This window comes from Nocardioides yefusunii, from assembly GCF_004014875.1.
Classification (GTDB): Bacteria; Actinomycetota; Actinomycetes; order Propionibacteriales; family Nocardioidaceae; genus Nocardioides; species Nocardioides yefusunii.
Genome location: NZ_CP034929.1, coordinates 2,369,891 through 2,392,610, shown reverse-complemented (window position 1 = coordinate 2,392,610; position 22,720 = coordinate 2,369,891). Strand labels below are relative to the sequence as shown.

The 22,720-nt window shown below is 69.7% G+C and carries 21 protein-coding genes; 17 read left to right on the top strand and 4 right to left on the bottom strand.

The annotated features are described in order from the left end of the window. The first annotated feature begins 23 nt into the window (after positions 1-23). The 11 genes from EOV43_RS10915 (at position 24) to serA (ending at position 13,009) form a co-directional block, all read left to right on the top strand. On the top strand, positions 24-1,145 hold the full coding sequence (locus tag EOV43_RS10915; protein WP_239022096.1) for an energy-coupling factor transporter transmembrane component T: 1,122 nt from the start codon (positions 24-26) through the stop codon (positions 1,143-1,145). Next, positions 1,142-2,761: an ABC transporter ATP-binding protein gene (locus EOV43_RS10910; RefSeq protein WP_128221307.1), complete on the top strand. Its 1,620-nt coding sequence runs from the start codon at positions 1,142-1,144 to the stop codon at positions 2,759-2,761. The genes EOV43_RS10915 and EOV43_RS10910 overlap by 4 nt, the downstream gene beginning before the upstream one ends. Continuing rightward, positions 2,758-3,609 (top strand): ECF transporter S component, encoded by an 852-nt coding sequence (locus tag EOV43_RS10905; protein ID WP_239022095.1) that lies wholly within the window; start codon positions 2,758-2,760, stop codon positions 3,607-3,609. Before EOV43_RS10910 ends, EOV43_RS10905 begins: the two co-directional genes overlap by 4 nt. Positions 3,610-4,186: 577 nt before the next feature. Beyond that, entirely contained in the window at positions 4,187-5,950 is a 1,764-nt protein-coding gene (locus EOV43_RS10900) for an acetolactate synthase large subunit (RefSeq protein WP_128221306.1), read from the top strand. Continuing rightward, entirely contained in the window at positions 5,950-6,495 is a 546-nt protein-coding gene (ilvN, locus tag EOV43_RS10895; protein ID WP_128221305.1) for an acetolactate synthase small subunit, read from the top strand. Before EOV43_RS10900 ends, ilvN begins: the two co-directional genes overlap by 1 nt. Positions 6,496-6,613: 118 nt before the next feature. After that, positions 6,614-7,639 (top strand): ketol-acid reductoisomerase, encoded by a 1,026-nt coding sequence (gene ilvC, locus EOV43_RS10890; RefSeq protein WP_128221304.1) that lies wholly within the window; start codon positions 6,614-6,616, stop codon positions 7,637-7,639. A 152-nt stretch (positions 7,640-7,791) separates the two neighbouring features. After that, positions 7,792-8,841 carry a glycosyltransferase family 2 protein gene (locus tag EOV43_RS10885; protein WP_128221303.1) on the top strand — a complete coding sequence of 350 codons (1,050 nt, stop codon included), beginning with the start codon at positions 7,792-7,794 and terminating at the stop codon, positions 8,839-8,841. Beyond that, entirely contained in the window at positions 8,838-9,347 is a 510-nt protein-coding gene (locus EOV43_RS10880; protein ID WP_128221302.1) for a GtrA family protein, read from the top strand. The genes EOV43_RS10885 and EOV43_RS10880 overlap by 4 nt, the downstream gene beginning before the upstream one ends. A 2-nt stretch (positions 9,348-9,349) precedes the next feature. Then, complete coding sequence (locus EOV43_RS10875; RefSeq protein ID WP_128221301.1) at positions 9,350-10,057, top strand: DsbA family oxidoreductase; 708 nt, start codon at positions 9,350-9,352, stop codon at positions 10,055-10,057. A gap of 108 nt (positions 10,058-10,165) precedes the next feature. Next, positions 10,166-11,269, top strand: a complete 1,104-nt coding sequence (locus EOV43_RS10870) for a hypothetical protein (RefSeq protein ID WP_128221300.1) — start codon at positions 10,166-10,168, stop codon at positions 11,267-11,269. A gap of 153 nt (positions 11,270-11,422) precedes the next feature. Further along, a complete protein-coding gene (gene serA / locus EOV43_RS10865; protein WP_128221299.1) occupies positions 11,423-13,009 on the top strand; it encodes a phosphoglycerate dehydrogenase in 1,587 nt (528 codons plus the stop codon). A 420-nt stretch (positions 13,010-13,429) separates the two neighbouring features. On the opposite strand, the gene EOV43_RS10860 is transcribed toward serA, so the two are convergent. After that, positions 13,430-13,996: an O-methyltransferase gene (locus tag EOV43_RS10860; RefSeq protein WP_128221298.1), complete on the bottom strand. Its 567-nt coding sequence runs from the start codon at positions 13,994-13,996 to the stop codon at positions 13,430-13,432. Positions 13,997-14,410: 414 nt separating this feature from the next. Here EOV43_RS10860 and EOV43_RS15865 point away from each other — a divergent pair, with 414 nt between their 5' ends. Genes EOV43_RS15865 through EOV43_RS10835 form a run of 6 tightly spaced genes read left to right on the top strand, consistent with a single transcriptional unit; the run spans position 14,411 to position 20,685 of the window. Then, positions 14,411-14,539 (top strand): hypothetical protein, encoded by a 129-nt coding sequence (locus EOV43_RS15865; protein ID WP_277745784.1) that lies wholly within the window; start codon positions 14,411-14,413, stop codon positions 14,537-14,539. A gap of 11 nt (positions 14,540-14,550) precedes the next feature. Next, positions 14,551-15,609: a 3-isopropylmalate dehydrogenase gene (locus EOV43_RS10855; protein ID WP_128221297.1), complete on the top strand. Its 1,059-nt coding sequence runs from the start codon at positions 14,551-14,553 to the stop codon at positions 15,607-15,609. Positions 15,610-15,623: 14 nt separating this feature from the next. Next, on the top strand, positions 15,624-16,697 hold the full coding sequence (locus EOV43_RS10850) for a branched-chain amino acid aminotransferase (RefSeq protein WP_128221296.1): 1,074 nt from the start codon (positions 15,624-15,626) through the stop codon (positions 16,695-16,697). A 45-nt stretch (positions 16,698-16,742) separates the two neighbouring features. Then, on the top strand, positions 16,743-18,515 hold the full coding sequence (locus tag EOV43_RS10845; RefSeq protein ID WP_128221295.1) for a serine/threonine-protein kinase: 1,773 nt from the start codon (positions 16,743-16,745) through the stop codon (positions 18,513-18,515). A gap of 3 nt (positions 18,516-18,518) precedes the next feature. Beyond that, the gene (locus tag EOV43_RS10840) at positions 18,519-19,952 is read left to right on the top strand and encodes an amidase (RefSeq protein WP_239022094.1); all 1,434 of its coding nucleotides are present in this window, start codon (positions 18,519-18,521) and stop codon (positions 19,950-19,952) included. Between the two features lie 55 nt (positions 19,953-20,007). Further along, positions 20,008-20,685: a hypothetical protein gene (locus EOV43_RS10835; protein ID WP_128221294.1), complete on the top strand. Its 678-nt coding sequence runs from the start codon at positions 20,008-20,010 to the stop codon at positions 20,683-20,685. Between the two features lie 30 nt (positions 20,686-20,715). On the opposite strand, the gene EOV43_RS10830 is transcribed toward EOV43_RS10835, so the two are convergent. From EOV43_RS10830 to EOV43_RS10820, 3 genes are read right to left on the bottom strand one after another with little or no spacing between them, the layout of a single operon-like run. Next, complete coding sequence (locus EOV43_RS10830; RefSeq protein WP_128221293.1) at positions 20,716-21,330, bottom strand: energy-coupling factor transporter transmembrane component T family protein; 615 nt, start codon at positions 21,328-21,330, stop codon at positions 20,716-20,718. A gap of 7 nt (positions 21,331-21,337) precedes the next feature. Next, positions 21,338-22,024 carry an energy-coupling factor ABC transporter ATP-binding protein gene (locus tag EOV43_RS10825; protein WP_239022093.1) on the bottom strand — a complete coding sequence of 229 codons (687 nt, stop codon included), beginning with the start codon at positions 22,022-22,024 and terminating at the stop codon, positions 21,338-21,340. Then, positions 22,021-22,710 (bottom strand): biotin transporter BioY, encoded by a 690-nt coding sequence (locus EOV43_RS10820; protein ID WP_128221292.1) that lies wholly within the window; start codon positions 22,708-22,710, stop codon positions 22,021-22,023. The genes EOV43_RS10825 and EOV43_RS10820 overlap by 4 nt, the downstream gene beginning before the upstream one ends. Positions 22,711-22,720 lie beyond the last annotated feature (10 nt).

Below are 22,720 nucleotides of genomic sequence, written 5' to 3'. Positions count from 1 at the left end.
GGACGAGCATCCGCGCACCTCGCGTGCGGGGACCCCGTGAACTGCACCCCGTGGCGTGGTGGACGTGGGCCGTCGGCATGGCCGCCTGTGCCTCGCAGACCACCAACCCGTGGGCGCTCGTCCTGCTCGCCGTCGTCACCTGCACCGTCGTGTACGCCTGCCGCGGGGACGGCACCTGGGCGCGCGCGTTCAAGCTCTACCTGTGGCTGGCCGGCATCACGGTCGTCGTCCGGGTCCTGTTCCGGGTGCTGCTCGGCGGGACGTCCACCGGAACCGTCCTGGTGGACCTGCCCGCGATCCCGTTGCCTGACTTCGCCGCCGGGATCCAGCTGCTCGGTCCGGTCACCCGGGAACAGGTGCTCGCCGGTCTCTACGACGGCATGCAACTGGCCTGCATCATGCTCGCCTTCGGTGCCGCCAACGCGTTGGCCAACCCCAAGCGTCTGCTCAAGGTGCTTCCGCCGGCGCTGTACGAGATCGGTTCCGCGATGGTCGTCGCCGTCTCGGTGCTGCCGCAGCTGGCCGACTCGGCCCGACGGGTCAAGCACGCCCAAGAACTCCGGGGCGGGGAGACCGGGCGCTTCCGCGGCCTCCGTCGGCTCCTGGTCCCGGTCCTGGAGGACGCTTTCGAGCGGTCGTTGTCGTTGGCGGCCGGGATGGACGCCCGCGGCTACGGACGTTCCGGTGCCGTCGATCCGAAGGCCCGCCGGGTCACCGGTGCGCTGATGGTGGTCGGGGTCCTCGGCACCTGCGTCGGCGTCTACGGATTCCTCGACCGCACCACCCCGGCGTGGGTCGGCTGGCCGATGCTCGCCCTGGGCGTCGTCTGCGCCGTCGCAGGAACCGCGAGTGCCGGACGACGTGTCCAGCGGACCCGCTACCGCGCCGAGACCTGGCACCGGGAGGAGATCTGCGTCGCCGCCTCCGCGGTGATCGCCGCGCTGGCCTGGGCCTGGCTGTCGAAGGACCACCTCATGGATCTGCACCCCGGCGTGACGGGTCCTCCACCCGCGACGCTCGGGATCTTGGTGCCGCCGCTGGTGGCGCTGCTCCCGCTGCTCGTCGCACCGCCCGCCCCCACCGTGCGCAACCGCACCGCCCCGCACGCAGACACCCTCCACAGCGAAGCAGAGGTCGTTCGATGATCCAGCTCCACGACATCGAGTTCGGCTACGCAGGCCGCCTGATCCTCGACCACGTCGACCTCACGATCTCCGACGGAGAGTTCCTGCTGCTCGCCGGACCCACCGGCGCCGGCAAGTCGACCCTGCTCGGCGTCGTCTCCGGACTGGTCCCGACCTACTCCGGGGGAGTGCTGCGCGGCGACGTGACCCTCGACGGCGAGAGCATCCTGGCCCTCCCGGCCCGGGAGCGCGCCGACCGGATCGGCTACGTCGGGCAGAACCCGGCCGCCTGGTTCGTCACCGACACCGTCGAGGAAGAACTCGCCTACGGCATGGAGCAGCTGGGGTTCGCCCCGGCCGTCATGCGTCGTCGGGTGGAGGAGACCCTCGACCTCCTCGGCATCGCCGACCTGCGCCACCGCGACCTGCGCACCCTCTCGGGCGGCCAGCAGCAGCGCGTCGCGATCGGCTCGGTCCTCACCGTCCACCCGCGCCTGCTGGTCCTGGACGAACCGACCTCGGCGCTCGACCCCACCGCTGCCGAGGACGTCCTCGCCACGCTCACCCGTCTGGTCACCGACCTCGGTGTCTCGGTGCTGGTGGCCGAGCACCGGATCGAACGCGTCGTCCCGTTCGCCGACCGGATGGTGCTGCTGCGCGGCGACGGCACCCTGGAGGTGGACGTTCCGCAGGTGGTCCTGGAGTCGTCCCCGATCGTCCCGCCGCTGGTCGATCTGGGCCGCGCGGCCGGATGGTCGCCGCTGCCACTGAACGTGCGTGAGGCCCGACGTCACGTCGCGAAGCTGCGCCCCGTCCTCGCCGACGCGGTCGCCACCGGACGCGTCACCCCCGTCGACCTGCCTGCCGCCACCGGAACTCCTGCGCTGCAGGCCACCGGTGTGGTGGTCGCCCACGACCGCACCCCGGTGCTCAACGGCGTCGACCTGGCCCTGCACCCCGGACGCGTCAGCGCCCTGATGGGACGCAACGGTGCCGGGAAGTCGACGCTGCTCTGGACCCTCCAGGGCCGCCTGGGACGCGTCGGGGGAGAGGTACGCACTGCCGGCACCGACCCGCACGCCGCCGGTGTCGACGGACGTCGGGCGCTCTCGGGGCTGGTGCCGCAGACGGCCGCCGACCTGCTCTACCTGGAGACCGTGGGCCAGGAGTGCGCGGCCGCCGATGCCGGATCCGGTGCCGAGGCCGGTCGCTGCCGAGGTCTGCTGGAACGCCTCGCACCCGGGATCGACGACGCCACCCATCCCCGTGACCTCTCCGAGGGCCAGAAGCTCGCCCTCGCCGTCGCCGTCGTACTGACCTCACGTCCGCCGGTACTGCTGCTCGACGAACCCACCCGAGGCCTCGACTACCCGGGCAAGGCTGCGCTCGCTACGATGCTGCGCGACCTCGCCGACTCCGGCACCGCGGTGCTGGTGGCCACCCACGACGTCGAGTTCGTGGCCCTGGCCTGTGACCGCGTCGTCGTGATCGCCGACGGTGAGGTGGTCTCCGACGGCCCGACCCGTGAGGTGGTCGCGGAGTCCCCGGCCTTCGCCCCGCAGGTCACCAAGGTGCTCGGTGCACCGTGGCTGCGCGTCGACGAGGTGGCCGAGGCACTCTCCGGGGTCGCGTCGTGAGTCGTTCCACGCGGCGTCTCGCCAGTCGCAGTACCGACCTGACGGGTTCGTTCCTGCTCGACGACCGCCTCCGCGTCGGCCCGCGCTCGGCGCTGGTGCTGGCGTTGGTGAGCGTCGTCGGGTTCATGATGCTGGCCTGGCCGTTCTTCCTCGAGGTGGGTGACGGCCAACGCGTCGACCCGCCGTTCCTCTTCGTCGCCCTGATGCCGCTGCTGCTGCTGATGGTGCTGGCCGAGATGACCGAGGGCGGCATGGACGCCCGGGTGGTGGCGGTGCTCGGCCTGCTCTCGGCGATCAACGGGGTCCTGCGCGGCCTCGGTGCCGGGGTCGCGGGCCTGGAGCTGATCTTCTTCCTGCTGATCCTCGGCGCGCGGGTCTTCGGGCCGGTCTTCGGGTTCGTGCTGGGGTGCACGTCGTTGTTCGTCTCGGCGCTCTTCACCGCCGGGGTCGGCCCGTGGCTCCCGTTCCAGATGCTGGTGGCGGGCTGGGTCGGCATGGGGGCGGGATTCCTGCCGCGTCGCGTGAGCGGGCGCGCCGAGATCTGGATGCTGGTGGCCTACGGCGTCGTCGCGGCGTACGCCTACGGACTCCTGATGAACATGTGGGGCTGGCCGCTGGCCCTGGGCATCGAGGTGCCCGGCTACGAGGCGACCTCGCTCTCGTACGTCGCGGGCGCGCCCCTGGGCGAGAACCTGCACCGTTTCGGCGTCTACACGCTGGTGACCTCGACAGGTGGCTGGGACACCGGCCGGGCGATCACCAACGCGGTCGCGATCGCCGTCCTGGGGCCGTCGGTGCTGGCGAGCCTGCGGCGGGTGGCCCGCAAGGCGCTCGTCGAGCGACGCTGACCCGGCCTTCGCTCGGCCTGAGTGTCGTGCTGGTGGCTCGGAACCTGCTCCCACTCCCGGTCGCTCCACGACACGTCATTGTGGAGGGAGCGACCGGGAACGGCCCTTGCAGGGAGCCCTGAGAAAAAGGTAGGCCGGCGTCACGACAGAGGCGTCACCGTTCCGTGACATTCGTGTGAACGCCTTCACGAGATGATGACGACGACGTTTCGTGAAGCGCGCGTCCGTGCCACCCCTCAATGGGTGGACCCTGCGCCGGACAGGGTTCCGGACGTGACCAATGGGGCTGATGTGACTTGCCACGCACTCGACGCTCAGAGTGGCCAGCATCTGGGATCGCCTGACCACTATTCAAGACGGCGTGACAGAATCCCTTGACGTGGGGTGCCCCGGGCGCGACCGTTGTTACATGCGCAAGGACATTCTCGTACGCCTCGACGCGTGAGTCGGGACACCGAGAGTCCTCAGACGCACGCGTCGCCCTCCGTTGCCGTCACGGCCGGGGGGTTTTTTGTTGGGCACACACAGTTGGCCGCCTCCCGGCGGACGAGCAGGGCAGCAGAGGAAGAGACAGCAGATGAGTGAGCAGGGCAGCACGGTCACCGGCGCCCAGAGCCTGGTGAAGTCCCTGGAGAACGCGGGTGTCACTGACATCTTCGGTATTCCCGGCGGCGCGATCCTCCCGGCCTACGACCCCCTGATGGACTCCACCCAGATCCGCCACGTCCTCGTACGCCACGAGCAGGCTGCGGGCCACGCCGCCCAGGGCTACGCGGCGGCGACCGGCAAGGTCGGCGTCTGCATGGCCACCTCGGGTCCCGGTGCCACCAACCTCGTCACCCCGATCGCTGACGCCTACATGGACTCCGTCCCGATGGTCGCCGTCACCGGTCAGGTGGGCAAGTCCCTCATCGGAACCGACGCGTTCCAGGAGGCCGACATCCGCGGCATCACGATGCCGATCACCAAGCACAGCTTCCTGGTCACCGAGGCCGAGGACCTGCCGCGCGTCGTTGCCGAGGCGTTCCACATCGCCTCCACCGGCCGCCCCGGCCCGGTCCTGGTCGACGTCACCAAGTCGGTCCTGCAGGCCACCACCACGTTCCAGTGGCCCACCGAGATCACGCTGCCCGGCTACCGTCCCGTGACGCGTCCGCACAGCAAGCAGATCCGTGAGGCCGCCCGCATGATGCTGGGTGCCCGCAAGCCGGTCCTCTACGTCGGTGGCGGTGTCATCCGCTCCCGCGCGTCCAAGGAGCTCCGTGCCCTGGCCGAGTTCACCGGCATCCCGGTCGTCACCACCCTGATGGCCCGCGGCGCCTTCCCGGACTCCCACGTCCAGCACCTCGGCATGCCCGGCATGCACGGCACCGTCGCAGCCGTCATGGGTCTGCAGCGCGCCGACCTGATCATCTCCATCGGTGCCCGCTTCGACGACCGCGTCACCGGCAACCTGGACTCCTTCGCGCCCGGCGCGATGGTCATCCACGCCGACATCGACCCGGCCGAGATCGGCAAGAACCGCCACGCCGACGTCCCGATCGTGGGCGACGCCAAGGAGGTCCTCGTCGACCTGCTCCACACCCTGCAGGCCGAGAAGGCTGCCGGTCACGAAGGTGACTACGAGGAGTGGATCGACTTCTGTGCCGGCAACAAGAAGCGTTACCCGCTCGGCTACGACAAGCCCGCCGACGGTTCGCTCGCCCCGCAGTACGTGATCGAGCGTCTGGGCAAGATCGCCGGCCCCGAGGCCATCTACGCCTCCGGTGTCGGTCAGCACCAGATGTGGGCCACCCACTTCGTCGGCTTCGAGAACCCCAACACCTGGCTCAACTCTGGTGGACTGGGCACGATGGGCTACTCCGTCCCCGCCGCCATGGGCGCGAAGGTCGGCATGCCCGACTCGACCGTCTGGGCGATCGACGGCGACGGCTGCTTCCAGATGACCAACCAGGAGTTGGCCACCTGCGCGATCAACAACATCCCGATCAAGGTCGCGATCATCAACAACGAGGTGCTCGGCATGGTCCGCCAGTGGCAGACCCTCTTCTACAACGAGCGCTACTCCAACACCGACCTGCACACCGGTCCGGCGCGCCCGATCCCGGACTTCGTCAAGCTGGCCGACGCCTACGGCTGCGTGGGCCTGTCCTGCGACTCCGAGGCCGACGTCGACGCCACCATCGAGAAGGCCATGGAGATCAACGACCAGCCCGTCGTCGTCGACTTCCGGGTCAACAAGGACGCGATGGTCTGGCCGATGGTCGCCGCCGGCACCAGCAACGACGACATCAAGTACGCCCGTGACATGGCGCCCAAGTTCGACGAGGACGACATCTGATGACCAAGCACACCCTCTCCGTCCTGGTCGAGAACAAGCCCGGTGTCCTGGCCCGCGTGGCCAGCCTGTTCAGCCGTCGTGGCTTCAACATCGACTCCCTCGCGGTCGGCCCGACCGAGCACTCCGAGGTCTCCCGCATGACCATCGTGGTCAATGTCGAGAACTTCCCGCTCGAGCAGGTCACCAAGCAGCTGAACAAGCTGGTCGAGGTCATCAAGATCGTCGAGCTCGACCGTCCCGCGTCGGTCCGTCGTGAACTGGCCCTGGTCAAGATCAAGGCTGACGTCGACACCCGCGGCAACGTCCTCGACGCCGTCCAGCTCTTCAAGGCCAAGGTCGTCGACGTCTCGCCCGACGCGATCACCGTCGAGATCACCGGCAACGCCGACAAGCTCAAGGACTTCCTCGCGGTCGTCGAGCCCTTCGGCATCCGTGAGCTCGTCCAGTCGGGAATGGTCGCCATCGGCCGTGGCCCGCGTTCCATCACCGAGCGGACCGCCAAGCCGGTTCCCGTCCCGGTCCCCGCTCCGCCCGTCCAGGGCTGAGCAACCCCCTGGGGCGTGCCCGCGCAGTGACACATCGGTGACCCCGTTGTGACAATGCGGCACTCCCTGTCAGAAGATTTCCTCACCTGCACCACATTCCGTACGAAGGAGAGCCCCCGTGGCTGAGATGTACTACGACGCCGACGCAGACCTGACCCTGATCCAGGGCAAGAAGGTTGCGGTCATCGGTTACGGCAGCCAGGGCCACGCCCACGCGCTCAACCTCCGCGACTCGGGCGTCGACGTCCGCATCGGTCTCAAGGAGGGCTCGAAGTCCCGCGTCAAGGCCGAGGACGAGGGCTTCACCGTCGAGACCCCCGACGCCGCTGCCGCGTGGGCCGAGGTCATCGTGATCCTCGCCCCCGACCAGTCCCAGCGCGACCTGTTCGCCAACGACATCGCCCCCAACCTGAACGACGGCGACATCCTCGTCTTCGGTCACGGCTTCAACATCCGCTTCGGCCTGATCACCCCGCCGGCCGGCGTCGACGTGATCATGGTCGCCCCGAAGGCTCCGGGTCACACCGTGCGTCGCGAGTACGTCGCGGGCCGCGGCATCCCGGACATCATCGCTGTCGAGCAGGACGCCTCGGGCCAGGCCTGGGACTACGCCAAGTCCTACGCGAAGGGCATCGGCGGCACCCGTGCCGGCGTCATCAAGACCACCTTCACCGAGGAGACCGAGACCGACCTGTTCGGTGAGCAGGCTGTCCTCTGCGGTGGCGCCTCGCAGCTGATCCAGTACGGCTTCGAGACCCTGACCGAGGCCGGCTACCAGCCGGAGATCGCCTACTTCGAGGTCCTGCACGAGCTCAAGCTCATCGTCGACCTCATGTGGGAGGGCGGCATCGCCAAGCAGCGCTGGTCGGTCTCCGACACCGCTGAGTACGGCGACTACGTCTCCGGCCCGCGCGTCATCGACCCGTCGGTGAAGGAGAACATGAAGGCTGTCCTCGCTGACATCCAGAACGGCAACTTCGCCAAGCGCTTCATCGAGGACCAGGACAACGGCGCCAAGGAGTTCCTCGAGCTTCGCGCCAAGGGTGCTGCCCACCCGATCGAGGCCACGGGCCAGAAGCTCCGCGGTCACTTCTCGTGGAAGCAGCAGGACGCTGACTACGTCGAGGGTTCGGCTGCTCGCTGATCCCGGATGCACGCAGACCATCACCTCGTGACGGTTCCGTGACCTATCCTGCATGACAGGCCCGTTCGCCCCAGGCGGACGGGCCTGTCGGCTTGTCGGCTCCGAAGGGCGGGCGGGTCGTTCCTGCCGATTCCGCGAAGGGTTCGTCACCGATGTCTGACAGTTCCTCCACCGTGGCGCCCGTCCCTGGCGTCCGCGACCCTGCCCCGGCCGACGGCGAGTTCGTGGCCGAAGGTCGCCGGAGTGTCCAGTTTCTCCTTCCGGTCTACGACGAGGAGGAGGGCATCGAACACTTCCACGCAGAGCTCGCGTCCACCGTGGCCGTGCTCGAAGACCGCTACGACGTCTCCTTCCTCTACGTCGACGACGGTTCGGCCGACTCCTCGCTGGAGAAGCTGATCGAGCTGCGTGAGCACGACGAGCGTGTCTGCGTGGTGTCGTTCTCCCGCAACTTCGGGCACCAGAAGGCGATCACCGCGGCCCTGGACATGTGCGAGGCCGACGCCGCGATCATCATGGACACCGATCTCCAGGACCCCCCGCGGGTGGCCCTCGAACTGGTCGAGAAGTGGGAGCAGGGTGTCGACGTCGTCTACGCCCAGCGCCGCACCCGCGAGGACTCCCGGTTCAAGAGGTTCAGCGCCGATGCCTACTACCGACTGCTGGCCCGGATGGCGTCGATCGAGATCCCGCGCAACACCGGTGACTTCCGCCTGATGGACCGCCGGGTGGTCCTGGAACTGCGCAAGTACCGCGAGCAGAACCGGTTCATGCGCGGCCTGGTCTCCTACGTCGGGTTCCGGCAGGAGGCGGTCCTCTTCGACCGTGACGCCCGGTTCGCCGGCGCCACCGGCTACCCGCTCAAGAAGATGCTCCGCTTCGCCGGTGACGGCATCTTCGGTTTCTCCACCGTCCCGCTGCAGGTGATCTCGCGGGTCGGCTACTTCGTCTCCTTCCTCAGCGTCCTCGGTGCGGTCTACGCGTTGGGCGTCAAACTCTTCGCCCCCGAGAGCAGCGTCCCGGGCTGGGCGTTCCTCAGCATCGTGGTGCTCCTGATCGGCGGCATCCAGATCACCATGCTCGGCATCTTGGGCGCCTACGTCGGACGTACCTACGCCGAGGTCCAGCGTCGCCCCCTCTACTCGGTGCAGATGGTCGCCGGCAGCCCGTCGGGCGTCGTTCGGCGGGGCGAGCGCAGGTGAACGGCGAGCCTCGCGCCGTACCGCGCGAGGGGGTCGCCCAAGCGGTCCGGTTCGCGCTGGTCGGGGTGGTCAACACCGCGATCGACCTGGTCATCTTCGGCCTGCTGGCCCTGACCGGGTGGCCGGTGCTGCTGGCCAACCTCGTCTCCACCTCGGCGGGAATGGCCTTCGGGTTCTTCGCGCACCGCAGTTTCTCGTTCCGCTCCACCGCCACAGTGCGGGAGAGCGCCCCGCGGTTCGTCCTGACCACCGGCGTCGGACTGTGGCTGGTCCAGCCGCTCGTCATCCTGGCCGGTGCCGCGGTGTTGGTGGCGTTGTTGGGGGAGTCCTCCGTGACGGAGGTCTGGATGCCGAAACTGGCTGCGATCGCGGCCGGAATGGTCTGGAACTTCGCGATCTACCGTCTCTACGTCTTCGCCGACCGCTCGCGCTCCGCAGGCCGCGGCGACAGCGCAGGAGAACATGCCCCCGAGGGGAACAAACCCGACGTCGGTGAGGTTCGCTGAGCATGCGTATCGACATCTTCTCCGACGTGGTCTGTCCCTGGTGCTACATCGGCAAGCGCCGCCTCGAAGCTGCCCTGGCCGAGTTCGAGCACGCCGACCAGGTCGAGGTCGTCTGGCGTTCCTACCAGCTCGACCCGTCTGCTCCGAAGGACGCGGTGGTCTCCACCGTCGAGGCTCTGGGCGCGAAGTTCCCCGGTGGCCCCGAGCAGGTGAAGCAGATGCTCGCCCGTACCCGGGGCGTCGCTGCCGAGGAGGGCCTCGAGTTCGGTGGGGACTCGTTCCACGCCAACACCGTCGACGCCCACCGCCTGCTGCACCTCGCGCTCGAGACCGCCGGCCCGGCCGTCCAGGGCGAACTGAAGGAAGCTCTCTTCCGCACCCACTTCACCGAGAACCGCAACGTCGCTGACGCGGACGTCCTCACCGAGGTGGCGGTCGCGGTCGGCCTCGACGCCGACCGCGTCGCGCAGGTCCTGGCCGGCGACGAGTTCGCCGACGCCGTGCAGGCCGACATTGCCCAGGCCCAGGCCTACGGTTCCACCGGTGTGCCGTTCTTCGTCGTGGACGCCAAGTACGGGGTCTCCGGCGCCCAGCCGAAGGAAGCGTTCACGCAGGTGCTGGAGCGTGCGTGGTCCGAGGCCCAGCCCTCGATCACGGTCCTCCCCGCCGAGGACGCCGAGGCCTGTGGTCCTGACGGCTGCGCCATCTGATCCACGGCCCGCACACACGGCCTCGTTCGGTGATCCACCGGACGGGGCCGTCTGCGTTCCGGTGGAAAGGGGTGTCGGTGGGCGTCAGGTTGCGCCACACTGCTGAGCGTGACCGAGCCTGCTGTTCCCGCTGACCTGGCACCCGTCGTTGCGTCTGCCCCTGAGGCCGTCGGCCGGAGCGCCCCCGGTGCGCGCGTGGTCGGGATAGACCTGGCTCGCGGCGTGGCGCTGCTGTCGATGTTCGTCGCCCACACTGCGCCGAGTGCAGGGCCCGGGGGAGTCCTGATGCTGTCGGAGTACTTCCCCTTCCCGCTCTTCGTGATGCTGCTCGGAGCAGGAGCCGAGTTCGTGGGGCGTCGCACACGCGTCGCCCGCCACGCCGTCGAGTCCCTGGTGCGAGCTGCGTGCCTGCTGCTCGTCGGCTGGGCTCTGACGTTCGCCGGAGCCCAGGTGTTCGTCGTGCTGGGTGCGATGGCGCTGGCTGCCGCCCTGGGATGGTTGCTGGCGGTGCTGCCCTCATGGGTGCTGACGCTGGCCGCAGTGATGGGAGTCGCGGTCACCGCGTGGTGGAACGAGACGGTCACGGAGTGGCGCCTCGACCTCCTCGTCGCCGGCCGAACGGATCTGCTCGAATGGGTGAACCTCGTGCTCAGTCCCGCCTACCCGGCCCCCTACGTGCTGGCCCTCGCTGCGCTGGGCGTGGTGACGGCCAGAGTGCTGCACCCCCGTCCGGGACGTGGCGCAGCGCCGTCGCCGAAGGTTCTGGCCTGCATCGCCACGACAACCGGGCTCGTGGGCGTGGGGATCCTCGCCGCCCACCGGGTGGGAGTGATCGAGGCGGGTGCTGATTCGTTCGGGTGGGCCACCACGGTGGCCTCTGTCGCGCTCGCCGTCGCCGCCTGGTCTCTCGCCGAGTGGGGCGCCCGTGTAGCCCCACGCATCACCGCTCCGCTGGCCGCAGCAGGGTGCATGTCCTTCACGCTCTACTCGCTGCACGTGGTGTGGCTGGGATACTGGGCTCGTGAGCTGTTCCCCGGGCGACCGGACGACGCGTGGGTGAACGTCGTGGGCATGAGCGTGCTCGCGCTGCTCCTCGGAGTGACGTGGCAGGCGTTGCGATTGCCGGGGCGCTGGTGGCGGGGCCCTCTGGAGGGGGCAGTGGGTTCGCTGGCGGGAGCCGCCGGTCGCCTGACCCCCGCGCGTGGGCGGTAGGGGCGTCTCGTCTCAGTGCCCCTGACCTCGGTGCGGGAGGGAGGTACGGCGGAGGTACCATCGAGCGGGCAGCACAGCGTCGTGCACCCTTGCCGCGTTGACCTCGGGTCCGCGGACCGATCCATTCACCGGACATTCTGTGAGGACACAGCTGTGACCAAGCCCGTCGTACTTCTCGCCGAAGAGCTCAGCCCCGCCACCATCGAGGCCCTGGGCCCGGACTTCGAGATCCGCAACTGCAACGGCGCCGACCGCGCCGAGCTGCTCGCCGCCATCGTGGACGTCGACGCGATCATGGTCCGCTCGGCCACGCAGGTCGACGCCGAGGCCCTGGCTGCTGCCAAGAAGCTCAAGGTCGTCGCCCGTGCCGGTGTCGGCCTGGACAACGTCGACATCAAGGCCTCCACCCAGGCCGGTGTCATGGTCGTCAACGCGCCGACCTCCAACATCGTCTCCGCCGCCGAGTTGGCCGTCGCCCTGATGCTGGCTGCCGCCCGTCACATCTCGCCCGCCCACGCCGCTCTGCGCAACGGCGAGTGGAAGCGCTCCAAGTACAACGGCATCGAGCTGTACGAGAAGACCGTCGCGATCGTCGGCCTCGGCCGTATCGGCGCCCTCGTCGCCCAGCGCCTCTCCGCCTTCGGCATGAAGGTCATCGCGTACGACCCCTACGTCCAGGCTGGCCGCGCCGCCCAGATGGGTGTCCGCCTCGTCGACCTCGACACCATGTTCGCCGAGGCCGACTTCATGTCGGTCCACCTGCCCAAGACCCCCGAGACCGTCGGCCTCATCGGTGCTGAGCAGCTCAAGAAGGCCAAGAAGGACCTGGTCCTGGTCAACGCTGCCCGCGGTGGCATCGTCGACGAGGCCGCCCTCTACGAGGCCCTCAAGACCGGCGAGATCGCTGCTGCCGGTCTCGACGTCTACGCCAAGGAGCCCTGCACCGACTCGCCGCTCTTCGAGCTCGAGAACGTCGTCGCCACCCCGCACCTGGGTGCGTCCACCGACGAGGCCCAGGAGAAGGCCGGCATCGCCGTGGCCAAGTCCGTCCGCCTCGCGCTCGCCGGTGAGCTCGTCCCCGACGCCGTCAACGTCCAGGGTGGCGTCATCGCTGAGGACGTCCGTCCCGGCATCGGACTGACCGAGAAGCTCGGCCGCGTCTTCACCGGCCTGGCCGGCGAGGTCGCCCAGCAGATCGACGTCGAGGTCCGTGGCGAGATCACCGAGTACGACGTCAAGGTGCTCGAGCTCGCTGCCCTCAAGGGTGTCTTCTCCGACATCGTCGAGGACCAGGTCTCCTACGTGAACGCCCCGCTGCTCGCCGCCGAGCGCGGCACCGCGGTCCGTCTCGTCACCGAGACCGAGTCGCCCGACCACCGCAACCTGATCACGATCCGCGGCACCCTCGCCGACGGCTCGCAGGTCTCCGTGGCCGGCACCCTGGTGGGCATCTCGCAGCGCGAGCGCCTCGTCGAGGTCAACGGTTTCGCCGTCGACATCGAGCCCACCGACCACCTCGCGTTCTTCACCTACGCTGACCGCCCGGGCATGGTCGGCACCGTCGGTGGCGTCCTCGGCGAGGCCGGCGTCAACATCGCCGGCATGCAGGTCGCCCGCGACACCAAGGGCGGCGACGCCCTGGTCGCCCTCTCGGTCGACTCCGCGATCGACGCCGACACCCTGGCGAAGATCGAGACCGCGATCGAGGCCTCCAAGGTCCGCGCCGTCAACCTCGTCTGAGGCTGACACCCGGGCCGTCAGGCCCGAGCAGAACCATCCAGCAGCCCGGTGACGCGCACAGCGTCACCGGGCTGCTGGCGTGTCAGCAGGGTGTTCCTACGGGTCAACGGGGCCTGGGCTGGCGCCTGGCTGGTTCCGGTCGCCTCGGTTGCCTCGTCTTCGCGTCCGGCACATGACGGTCGTCCCGCCCTTCCGTGGCGACGGTCACGACGAGCGCGGGCCCGTGCTCAGTGTGGAAGCAGGTCGCGTCGGGCCTCTTCGCGCGCGACTGGCGTCGGCTGGAGGAGCGGGGTGGACTGCCCAGAGGATCGTGTCGTCACCGGTGCCTGGTGGGGTGGCCACAAGGCAACAGCAGTGCAGGAGGCAGGACGCCGGCCAGCAGGTGGGATCGATCTGCTGCGTCGCGCTGGACCGGGAATCTCAGCGTCGCGTGGCGATCAGGGCGGCGGCGTCGTCGGCCACCATCACCTCGACCGCGGTGAAGCGCTCGTCGGTCAGCCACTCCTCACGGAGGGTGTCGACGCGGCCCATGTAGATCGGGGGCCACGAGGCGCACGGGGTGAAGTCGTCCAGGACGACGATGCCGCCCGGCTCGACGAGGTCCGCGATCGCGTCGACGCGGACCGAGTCGGGGTCACCGGCGTCGAGGAAGAGGAGCGAGAAGGGGCCCTTGGACGCCAGCGTCGACCAGTCGGCCTCGAAGACCTCGACGGCGTCGTCGTCGGTGAAGATCTTGGCCGCGGCCTTGGCCAGACGCGGGTTCAGCTCGGCGGTGACGATGCGGGCATCGCCTTGCAGACCGGAGCGGAGCCACGCGGTGCCGACACCGCACCCGGTGCCGAACTCGGCCATCACGCCGCGGCGGGTGGCGGAGAGAGCAGCCAGTAATCGACCGGTCTCGTTGCGGCAGAAGGAGACGTACCCGGCTCTGCGGCTGACGTCGAACGCCCTGCGGACGACGTCGGGAAGTTCCGGGGGAGCACTCATGTACCCAATTCTCGCAGACGTGCGTGACGAGCGCCTCGCCCGTCCGCGCCTCGAAAGGCTTCACAACTACGTCGTGTAGGAGTAACGTCTGAAACATCATGCGGACCGTCAACGTACTCGTTAGTCGCCGCGGCGAGGCCTGAGAGAAGGCCACCTCGTCGCGGTGTTGCTGCACCCCCGAGGTCCTTCACGTTGAAGCAGGTCTGAGCCGGAGTTCCCCCGACAGGGAACCGGCCCGCGCCGGACGACGGTCCCCACCCCGACCGTCCCGCCGGTCGCAGCTCCGCCCGATCACGCCATCCGTGATCCGGGTCTCTCCCGCCGAAGCCAGGCGACGCCCACGTCATCGCGTCACCGGCCGAGGTCGCCCGTTTCCGACCCCGGTTGTCAGGGGTCACACCCTCAGGAGAGAACATGTTCCAGATCCACACCGCTGAGTGGGGCCCCGACCGTCACAACCCGGAGAGCCCCTGGAGCCACGACTCGCTCGAGTCCTTCCGGGACCAGCGAGACGCTGGCGACCAGCGTCCCGACGACAACTAATCTGCGGAGCCATGACCCACACCTCGACCGAGAACCCGATCAAGCTCGCTGTCATCCCCGGTGACGGCATCGGCCCCGAGGTCACCGCTGAAGCCCTCAAGGTGCTCGACGTGGTGGCCCCCGGAGCCTTCGCCAAGACTCACTACTCGCTGGGGGCCGAGCACTACCTCGCCACCGGTGAGGTGCTGCCGGAGAAGGTCCTCGACGAGGTGAAGAAGCAGGACGCGATCCTGCTCGGCGCCATCGGCGGCAAGCCCAACGACCCGAACATCCCCCCGGGACTGCTCGAGCGTGGCCTGCTGCTGACCCTGCGTTTCGCGCTCGACCACCACGTCAACCTGCGCCCCTCGAAGCTGTTCCCCGGCGTCGGTTCCCCGCTGGCCAACCCCGGCGAGATCGACTTCGTGGTCGTCCGTGAGGGCACCGAGGGTCCGTACACCGGCAACGGTGGCTCGATCCGCGTCGGCACCCCGCAGGAGGTCGCGACCGAGGTCAGCCTCAACACTGCCTTCGGCATCGAGCGCGTCGTGCGTGACGCCTTCGCCCGCGCGCAGCGCCGCACCCGCCGCAAGGTGACGCTGGTCCACAAGACCAACGTGCTGGTCCACGCCGGCACCATGTGGTGGCGCATCGTCAACGAGGTCGCCGCGGAGTACCCCGACGTCACCGTCGACTACCTGCACATCGACGCAGCCACCATCTTCATGACCACCGACCCGGGTCGTTTCGACGTGATCGTCACCGACAACCTGTTCGGCGACATCATCACCGACCTGGCTGCTGCCGTCACCGGTGGCATCGGTCTGGCCGCGTCCGGAAACCTCAACCCCTCCCGGGCCACCCCGTCGATGTTCGAGCCCGTCCACGGCTCGGCCCCCGACATCGCGGGTCAGCAGAAGGCTGACCCGACGGCCGCCATCCTGTCCGCATCGATGCTCCTCGACTTCTTCGGCATGACCGACGAGGCCGCCCGCATCGAGAAGGCCGTGGCAGCCGACATCGCCGAGCGCGTCGCCGGCGAGTCCCGAACCACTGCTGCGATCGGCGACGCGATCGCTGCGCGAGTGTGAGAGCCCCCATTTCCATGGACATCAGCACCACCCTGAACCCCACCCCGGTCGACGACTCGACGCTCGCCGAGATCCTCGCCGACCCCGGATTCGGTGACCACTTCACCGACCACATGTTCACCGTCGAGTGGACCCCGGAGAAGGGCTGGCACGACGCCCGCATCACTCCGTACGGTCCGCTCACCCTGGACCCGGCGACCTCCGTCCTGCACTACGGACAGGAGATCTTCGAGGGCATGAAGGCCTACCGTCACGACGACGGTTCGGTCCACCTGTTCCGTCCCGAGAAGAACGCCCAGCGCATGAACTCCTCGGCCCGCCGCCTGGCGCTGCCGGAGATCCCCGAGGCCGACTTCATCGCCGCGTGCGAGGAGATCGTCAAGGTCGACGAGCGTTGGGTGCCGGGCTCGGAGGGCGAGAAGTCCCTCTACCTGCGTCCCTTCATGATGGCGACCGAGAAGTTCCTCGGCGTGCGCCCCAGCCGTCACGTCACCTTCATGGTGATCGCGTCGCCGGCCGGTGCGTACTTCAAGGAAGGCCTCAAGCCGGTCGACCTGTGGCTGACCGAGGAGTACAGCCGTGCGGGTCGCGGTGGCACCGGTGCCGCCAAGACCGGTGGCAACTACGCCGCGTCGCTGCTGGCCCAGCAGGAGGCCTACGACAACGGGTGCGCCCAGGTCGTCTTCCTGGACTCCGTCGAGGGGCGGTACGTCGAGGAGCTCGGCGGCATGAACCTGTACTTCGTGTACGCCGACGGTTCCATCGTCACCCCGGCCACCGGCACGATCCTCGAGGGCATCACCCGCGACTCGATCATCACGATCGCCCGCGGTCTGGGCCACGAGGTCACCGAGCGTCGTTTCGAGATCGACGAGTGGCGCAAGGGCATCGAGTCCGGCGACATCGTCGAGATCTTTGCCTGCGGCACGGCTGCCGTCGTCTCGCCGGTCGGTTCGATGAAGTCGGCCCAGGGCGTCACGCCCGCGCCGGCCTCCACCGAGCTGACCATGAAGATCCGCAGCGCTCTCGTCGACGTCCAGTTCGGTCGCGCCGAGGACACCCAGGGATGGTTGACCAAGGTTCTCTGACCTGCTTGCCTGAGGTTTCGTGACTCAGGGACGTACCCTCTTTGGGTGAGCGTCACTTCTCGACCCCCGTCTCCGCCCCCCGGGATGCGCGTCGGCAACTACGAGTTGCTGGCCCGTCTCGGTGAGGGTGGGATGGGGGTCGTTCACTTGGCCCGCGGCACCGACGGACGTCGGGTCGCGCTGAAGGTGATCCGACCCAACGTCATCGCCGACGACGAGTCCCGCTCGCGACTGGCCCGCGAGGTCAACTCGCTCTCCCGGGTGCGCAGCCACCGGGTGGCCGAGGTGATCGACGCCGATCCCTGGGGCCCGGTGCCGTACGTCGCGACCCGGTACGTCCCGGGGCTGTCCCTGCACGACCACATCGCCCAGCAGGGCCCCCTGGTCGTCGAGGACCTGCTCTGGAGCGCCCGCTGCCTGGCCGAGGCGCTCGTCGCCGTGCACGCCGCCGGTGTGCTGCACCGCGACATCAAGCCCTCGAACGTACTGATGGAAGGCCGCTCGCCGGTCCTGATCGACTTCGGTCTGGCCCGCGTCGCCGAGGACAGCCAGATCACCGCCGAGGGCTGGCTGCTCGGGACGCCCGGCTACATCCCGCCGGAGGTGCTCCACGGCGACCAGGCCACCGAGGCCTCCGACGTCCACTCCTGGGCCGCGACGGTGGCCTGGGCCGCCACTGGCCGCACCCCCTTCGGGTCGGGACCGCACGCCGCCGTCTTCGACCGGGTGCGTCGCGGCGAGCACGACCTCGCCGGGGTCCCCGACGAGATCCGCGACCTGCTCGAGGCCGCGCTCGACCCCGAGCCCCGCAACCGCCCCTCGCTGGCGGCTGCCCTCACCTGGCTCGACGACGACGACGTCCCGACGCTGGTGAGTCCGCCCTACGCCCCGATCGACGACGACGCCGGCACCACCGTGCTGCAGGTCCCCGAGACCCGTCCCGTGGGACTGGACTCCTGGGGACGCGCCACACTGCCCGCGTCGGCGGTACCGGCCGAGCACTATCCGGCCCGTCTCGAACACCTCGCTCCGCAGGAGTCGTGGGGGGCTCCGATGGCGCCGGCGCCGCTGCCCGCCCGAAACACTGCTCCGCCGCTCGACCCGTCGACCCGCTGGATGCCGGCGGACGCACACGTCGCCCCTGCCGTCCGCGGCACGGAGTTCGCGCCGAGCCAGCACCGCGACGGCGGCGAGCCGTGGGGGGATCCGTACGTCGCAGAACCTCCTGCCGCCTTCGAGCCTGCGGTCGGGTGGGCCGAACGCTTCCGCCGCTCCACCCTCACGCTCTCGCTCGCCCTGCCGGTGGCCGGTGCCGCGTCGTTCGCGCCGTGGAGCACCGCGATCCTGCTCGCCCTCGCGGTCTGGCTGCTGCGTGCTGCGGCGGGTTCGCGCGACGCCCGTGAGCGTCGTCGGGCGACCCGCGGTGAACGCTGGTACGACGTCGCCCAGTCCGCCCTCGGAGCTCCGTTCCACGTCCTGGGGGCGGTGCCGGGCACGGTGCTGCTGCTCCTGTGGACGCTCTGTTTCGCGACGGCGGCCGGGCTGCTCGCCTTCGCCTTCGCGACCGGTGTGCCCACGGGCGCTGCGGCCGCGGCCGGGGTGGGTGTCCTGGGCATGTGGTGCGGTCCCGGTGCGGGACGCCTGCGTCGCCCGGTCCGAGCCGTCGTGCGGCCGGTGTCGTCGAACGGATGGATCTGGGCCGTCGCACTCGCCGCGGTGCTGGGGCTGGCCTGGTTCGCCGGCTCACAGACGTTGCTGCCCGGCGCCGACGGAACCGTGGACTGGGGACCGGCCTCGTCCGCCCCGTGGGACCGTTGACCCGTGGCCACACCTGACGGCGCCGGACCTGATCCGCTGCACCTGCTGACCGCACTCGAGCAGGGGGCAGCGGTGCGTCGCGGTGACGTCTCCCCGGTCGAACTGGCCGAACACCACTTGCGGCTGCTCGACGACGTCGGCGCCTTCGTCACCCGGGACGCCGAGCGTGCCCTGGCCGCGGCGCGGGCGCTGCCGGCGTCGGGGGAGTCGCCGCTCTTCGGGGTGCCGACCGCGATCAAGGACCTCAACCCGACCGCAGGCACCCGGACCACGTTCGGGTCGGCGGCCTGGAACGACTTCGTGCCGACGTTCTCCGACAACGTGACGCTCTCGATCGAGGCAGCGGGGATGGTGTGGCTGGGCAAGACCAGCACGCCGGAGTTCGGGTCCCCGGCCTACACCGAGCCCGAGGGCCGTCCCGCTGCAGTGACGCCGTGGGACCGCACGCGGGGTGCGGGCGGTTCGTCCGGGGGAGCGGCCGCCGCTGTCGCTGCTGGTCTGGTGCCGGTGGCGCAGGGCTCCGACGGCGGAGGGTCGATCCGGATCCCCGCGTCGTGCTGCGGAATCGTCGGGCTCAAGCCGTCGCGCGGTCGGGTCTCCGCGGCACCCACCTACGGTGATCCGGTCGGTCTGGCCACTGCCGGATCGTTGGCCCGGACCGTCGCCGATGCTGCCGCGATGCTCGACGTCCTCGCCGGGCACCGCGTCGGGGACCCGAGCTGGGCCCCTGAACCGGCCGGGACGTTCCTGTCCGCCACTCGTCGTGACCCGGGGCGGTTGCGGATCGCGAGGTTCATCGACCCTGTCATCACCGTCACCGACGTCGATGCTGAGTGTGTCCGGGCTTGGGAGGACGCCTCGCTCCTGCTCGAGTCGTTGGGACACGAGATCGTGGACGTCGAGGTCCCGCTGCCGCCCGAAGCACGGGCGGTCTTCGAGGTCTGCTGGTCGGTGCTGACCGCGCTGTCGAGCGCCCCTGAGGGGCGCGAGCACCTGCTGCGACCACTCACCCGGTGGCTGAGTGAGAAGGGGCGTGCGGTGAGTGGTCCTGAGTTCGGGCTGGCGATCGGCGAGGTGCGTCGGATCGCCGCCGCGGCGCTGGAAGCTCTTGCTCCCTACGACGCGGTGCTGACCCCCACGCTGGCCTCGCCACCGGTTCCGGTGGGGGCGCTGCGCGACGACGCAGATCCGGCCGGCGACTTCGAGGCCCAGTGCCGCTTCACGCCGTGGACCTCGGCCTGGAACGTCACGGGCATGCCGGCCGTCTCCCTGCCGACCCATTGGACCGCCGACGGGCTGCCGGTGGGGGTGATGTTGGCCGGACGCCCAGCGCAGGACGAGCTCCTGCTGTCGCTCTCCGCGCAGGTGGAAGCGGTGTCGGACTGGACTGGACGTCGTCCACCTCCGGCTCGCCAATTTGGGCATTCTGCACCGTAAAGGTGGTGTCGTTCCTAGCATTCCTGCGGTATCTGCGCACGGAACAAGGAGCGGCATGACTGCGATCGATCTCACCACTGGTTTTTCCCGTCGGGCGGTGACGCGTGCTGCTGTGTGGACCGTTCCGGCGGTGAGCATCGCGGCTGCGAGCCCGGCCTTCGCCTCCTCGGACGGCTACGAGCTCGGTGCTCTGCGCTTGGGTGTGGTGCCCTCCGACGCGGAGTGGGGCAACGGGGCGACGCGGCAGTTCACGCTCAGCGTCACGAAGACGGGCGTGGCGGTGCCGGCAGGGTCGGTGATTCGGTTCGAGGTAGTGCCGCGTGACGTCGCCGACTACTGGGCGCCGGTCTGGGACCGGCCCGACAGTGTGGTTCTCGCCACGGTCCCTGCCGGGGCAGCGGTGCTGAGCAGCGAACTGCTGCCCCGCAACGAAGACCTGCTGGCGCTGTTGGCGGACCCTGCTGACCCGGCTCCGACCAAGGATGACGACCTGGCGACTTCGTGGGCCGAGTCGGCCGGCCGGTGGAGTTGGGTCCTGGGGGACATTCCTGCAGGCCGCGTCAGCCTCACCTTCACGGTGGTGCTCACCCAGCAGACCTTCTGGGGTGCCGACGGCCAGGTCGTGGAGTGGAAGGCCGTGTTCAGTCCGCCGGCCGACGCCGCTCCGTCCAACGTCTTCGCCCCCGAGGTCGTCGGAGTTGCGCTCGCCCTGACCAGTGTCGACGTGGGCTGAGCCCTTCGGGGGTCGTTCCTGAGGAAGGCCTCAATCGTCGCCGAGCCCGCGCGCGTGCAGCGCGTCCCCGGTGTCACGTGCGTGAGCCACTGCTCGCAGCACGAACGGCACCAGCCAGACCCGGGGGTCGCGTTCCAGGCCGCGGGCTCGCGCTGCGTCCCGGGTCTCGGCGGCCAGTTCGAAGACGAGCGGCACCGTCCGGATCACCAGGCTGAACGCCAGGGCCACCCGTTCAGGATTCACCCCGACGCGGCGCAGCGGGGTCAGCAGTCGCACGACGACGTCCAGGATGTCGTCGACAGCAGTGGTCGCGGTGAGCACCAGTGACAGCAGGACCAGCGCGACGAGGTCACCGACCTGTTCGAACGCCACCTGCCACGAGGACCGCCACAGCGAGTAGGCGACCAGGATCACGCAGAGCACCAGCAGGCTGCGCAGCGTCGTCCACACCTGACGGGGACGGACGCCTGCGGCCAGGACCAGGCCGAGTGCCACGGCCAGGGCTCCCGCGGCGGTGAGCCAGCCACTGAGCCAGACCACCACGATGCCGGCCACGAAGAGGGCGGCCAGCTTGGTGCCGGCGCCGAGTCGGTGCAGCCAGGTGGTGCCGGGGGTGTAGGAGCCGAGGACGCTCGTGGTGCTCATCGGAGCATCACACCGACGCGCGGTAGTGCGCGACGGCCTCGGCCCCGGTGCCGTCGAAGACCACCCGGCCCTCGAGGACCACCAGGCCCCGCTCGCACCGGGCAGCGAGGTCGAGGTCGTGGGTGCAGACCACCAGCTGCTGCTCCAGGCCCAGCAGCAGGTCGGAGACCGCACGGGCGTTGGGCAGGTCGAGCAGCGTGGTCGGCTCGTCGGCCACCACGACAGAGGGCCGGCAGGCCAGTACGCCGGCCAGGGCGACTCGCTGACGCTGACCGCCGGAGAGGGTGTGGACGCTGCGGTCGGCGAGGGCGTCGAGTCCGTGCTCGGCCAGCACGTCCAGAGCGGCCGCACGTCGAGCCTTCTTGTCGCGGTGGCTGCGTCGCAGCGACAGCATGACGTCCTCGAGCACGGTCGGCATCACGAGCTGGGCGGAGGGGTCGGTGAAGACGAACCCGACGTGGCGACGTGCTGCGCGGCCGTCGGCGACCACGTCGATGCCGTCGACGACGACGCTGCCCTCGGCCGGGTTCACGAGCCCGTTGACGAGCCGGGCCAACGTCGACTTGCCGGACCCGTTGGGGCCGACCAGGGCGACGCTGGCCTCGGTCAGTTCGAGGGTGGTCTCCTGCAGGATCGTCACGTCCCCGTCGAGGGTGGGGGCGGTGACGACCACGCGGTCCAGGGTGATGCTCACGCCTCGATGTTCTCCCGAGCGGCGTCGTCGCCTGCGATCGGGGCTGCCGTCGGCGCACTGGCGGCACCGCGGCGACGCACCGGCATCAGGTCGGGGAAGGCGCGGTGCACGGCGACGGCGATCAGGCCGACGGCGATGTTCTTGACGACGTCGCCGGGCCAGAAGGTCATGTCGTAGGCGATCGCGTCGCCCCAGGTGCTCATCGACTCCACCCGGGCGTGCAGGACGGCGATCCCGAGCGGGTGCACGGTGAGGAAGGATGCGGCGAGTCCGCAGAGTGCGATGGCCAGGACCGGTGCGCGACGGGTGCGGTTGCGCATCACGACGACGAAGAAACCACACAGCAGGGCTGCGACCGGGAATGCGAGGAGGTAGCCGGCCGACGGTGCGGCGAGCACGGACAGGCCGGCCTTGCCCTGGGCGAAGATCGGCAGGCCGGCGAAGCCGACGGCCAGGTAGAGGAGGACCGCGAGCAGTCCACGCCAGGGGCCGAGCACCGCTCCGGCGAGCATCACGCCGAGGGTCTGCAGGGTGATGGGAACCGCTCCCATGGGGATTCCGGGCAGCACGGCGCAGGCCGCGATCAGCGCGGCGAAGACGGCGATCAGGGCGAGGTCGCGAGCTGGGCGGGCCTGGGCACGTATCGTGGGCCGTCGGTCGGCGGTCGTGCTGGGCTGGGAGCTCATCCCTGTGGTC

What these genes read in the sequence shown, in the direction of transcription:
- EOV43_RS10910 (WP_128221307.1), top strand. Translation starts at nt 1,142, where the DNA reads ATGATCCAGCTCCACGACATCGAGTTCGGCTACGCAGGCCGCCTGATC.
- EOV43_RS10900 (WP_128221306.1), top strand. Translation starts at nt 4,187, where the DNA reads ATGAGTGAGCAGGGCAGCACGGTCACCGGCGCCCAGAGCCTGGTGAAG.
- ilvN (WP_128221305.1), top strand. Translation starts at nt 5,950, where the DNA reads ATGACCAAGCACACCCTCTCCGTCCTGGTCGAGAACAAGCCCGGTGTC.
- EOV43_RS10885 (WP_128221303.1), top strand. Translation starts at nt 7,792, where the DNA reads ATGTCTGACAGTTCCTCCACCGTGGCGCCCGTCCCTGGCGTCCGCGAC.
- EOV43_RS10875 (WP_128221301.1), top strand. Translation starts at nt 9,350, where the DNA reads ATGCGTATCGACATCTTCTCCGACGTGGTCTGTCCCTGGTGCTACATC.
- EOV43_RS10860 (WP_128221298.1), bottom strand. Translation starts at nt 13,996, where the DNA reads ATGAGTGCTCCCCCGGAACTTCCCGACGTCGTCCGCAGGGCGTTCGAC.
- EOV43_RS15865 (WP_277745784.1), top strand. Translation starts at nt 14,411, where the DNA reads ATGTTCCAGATCCACACCGCTGAGTGGGGCCCCGACCGTCACAACCCG.
- EOV43_RS10855 (WP_128221297.1), top strand. Translation starts at nt 14,551, where the DNA reads ATGACCCACACCTCGACCGAGAACCCGATCAAGCTCGCTGTCATCCCC.
- EOV43_RS10850 (WP_128221296.1), top strand. Translation starts at nt 15,624, where the DNA reads ATGGACATCAGCACCACCCTGAACCCCACCCCGGTCGACGACTCGACG.
- EOV43_RS10835 (WP_128221294.1), top strand. Translation starts at nt 20,008, where the DNA reads ATGACTGCGATCGATCTCACCACTGGTTTTTCCCGTCGGGCGGTGACG.
- EOV43_RS10830 (WP_128221293.1), bottom strand. Translation starts at nt 21,330, where the DNA reads ATGAGCACCACGAGCGTCCTCGGCTCCTACACCCCCGGCACCACCTGG.
- EOV43_RS10820 (WP_128221292.1), bottom strand. Translation starts at nt 22,710, where the DNA reads ATGAGCTCCCAGCCCAGCACGACCGCCGACCGACGGCCCACGATACGT.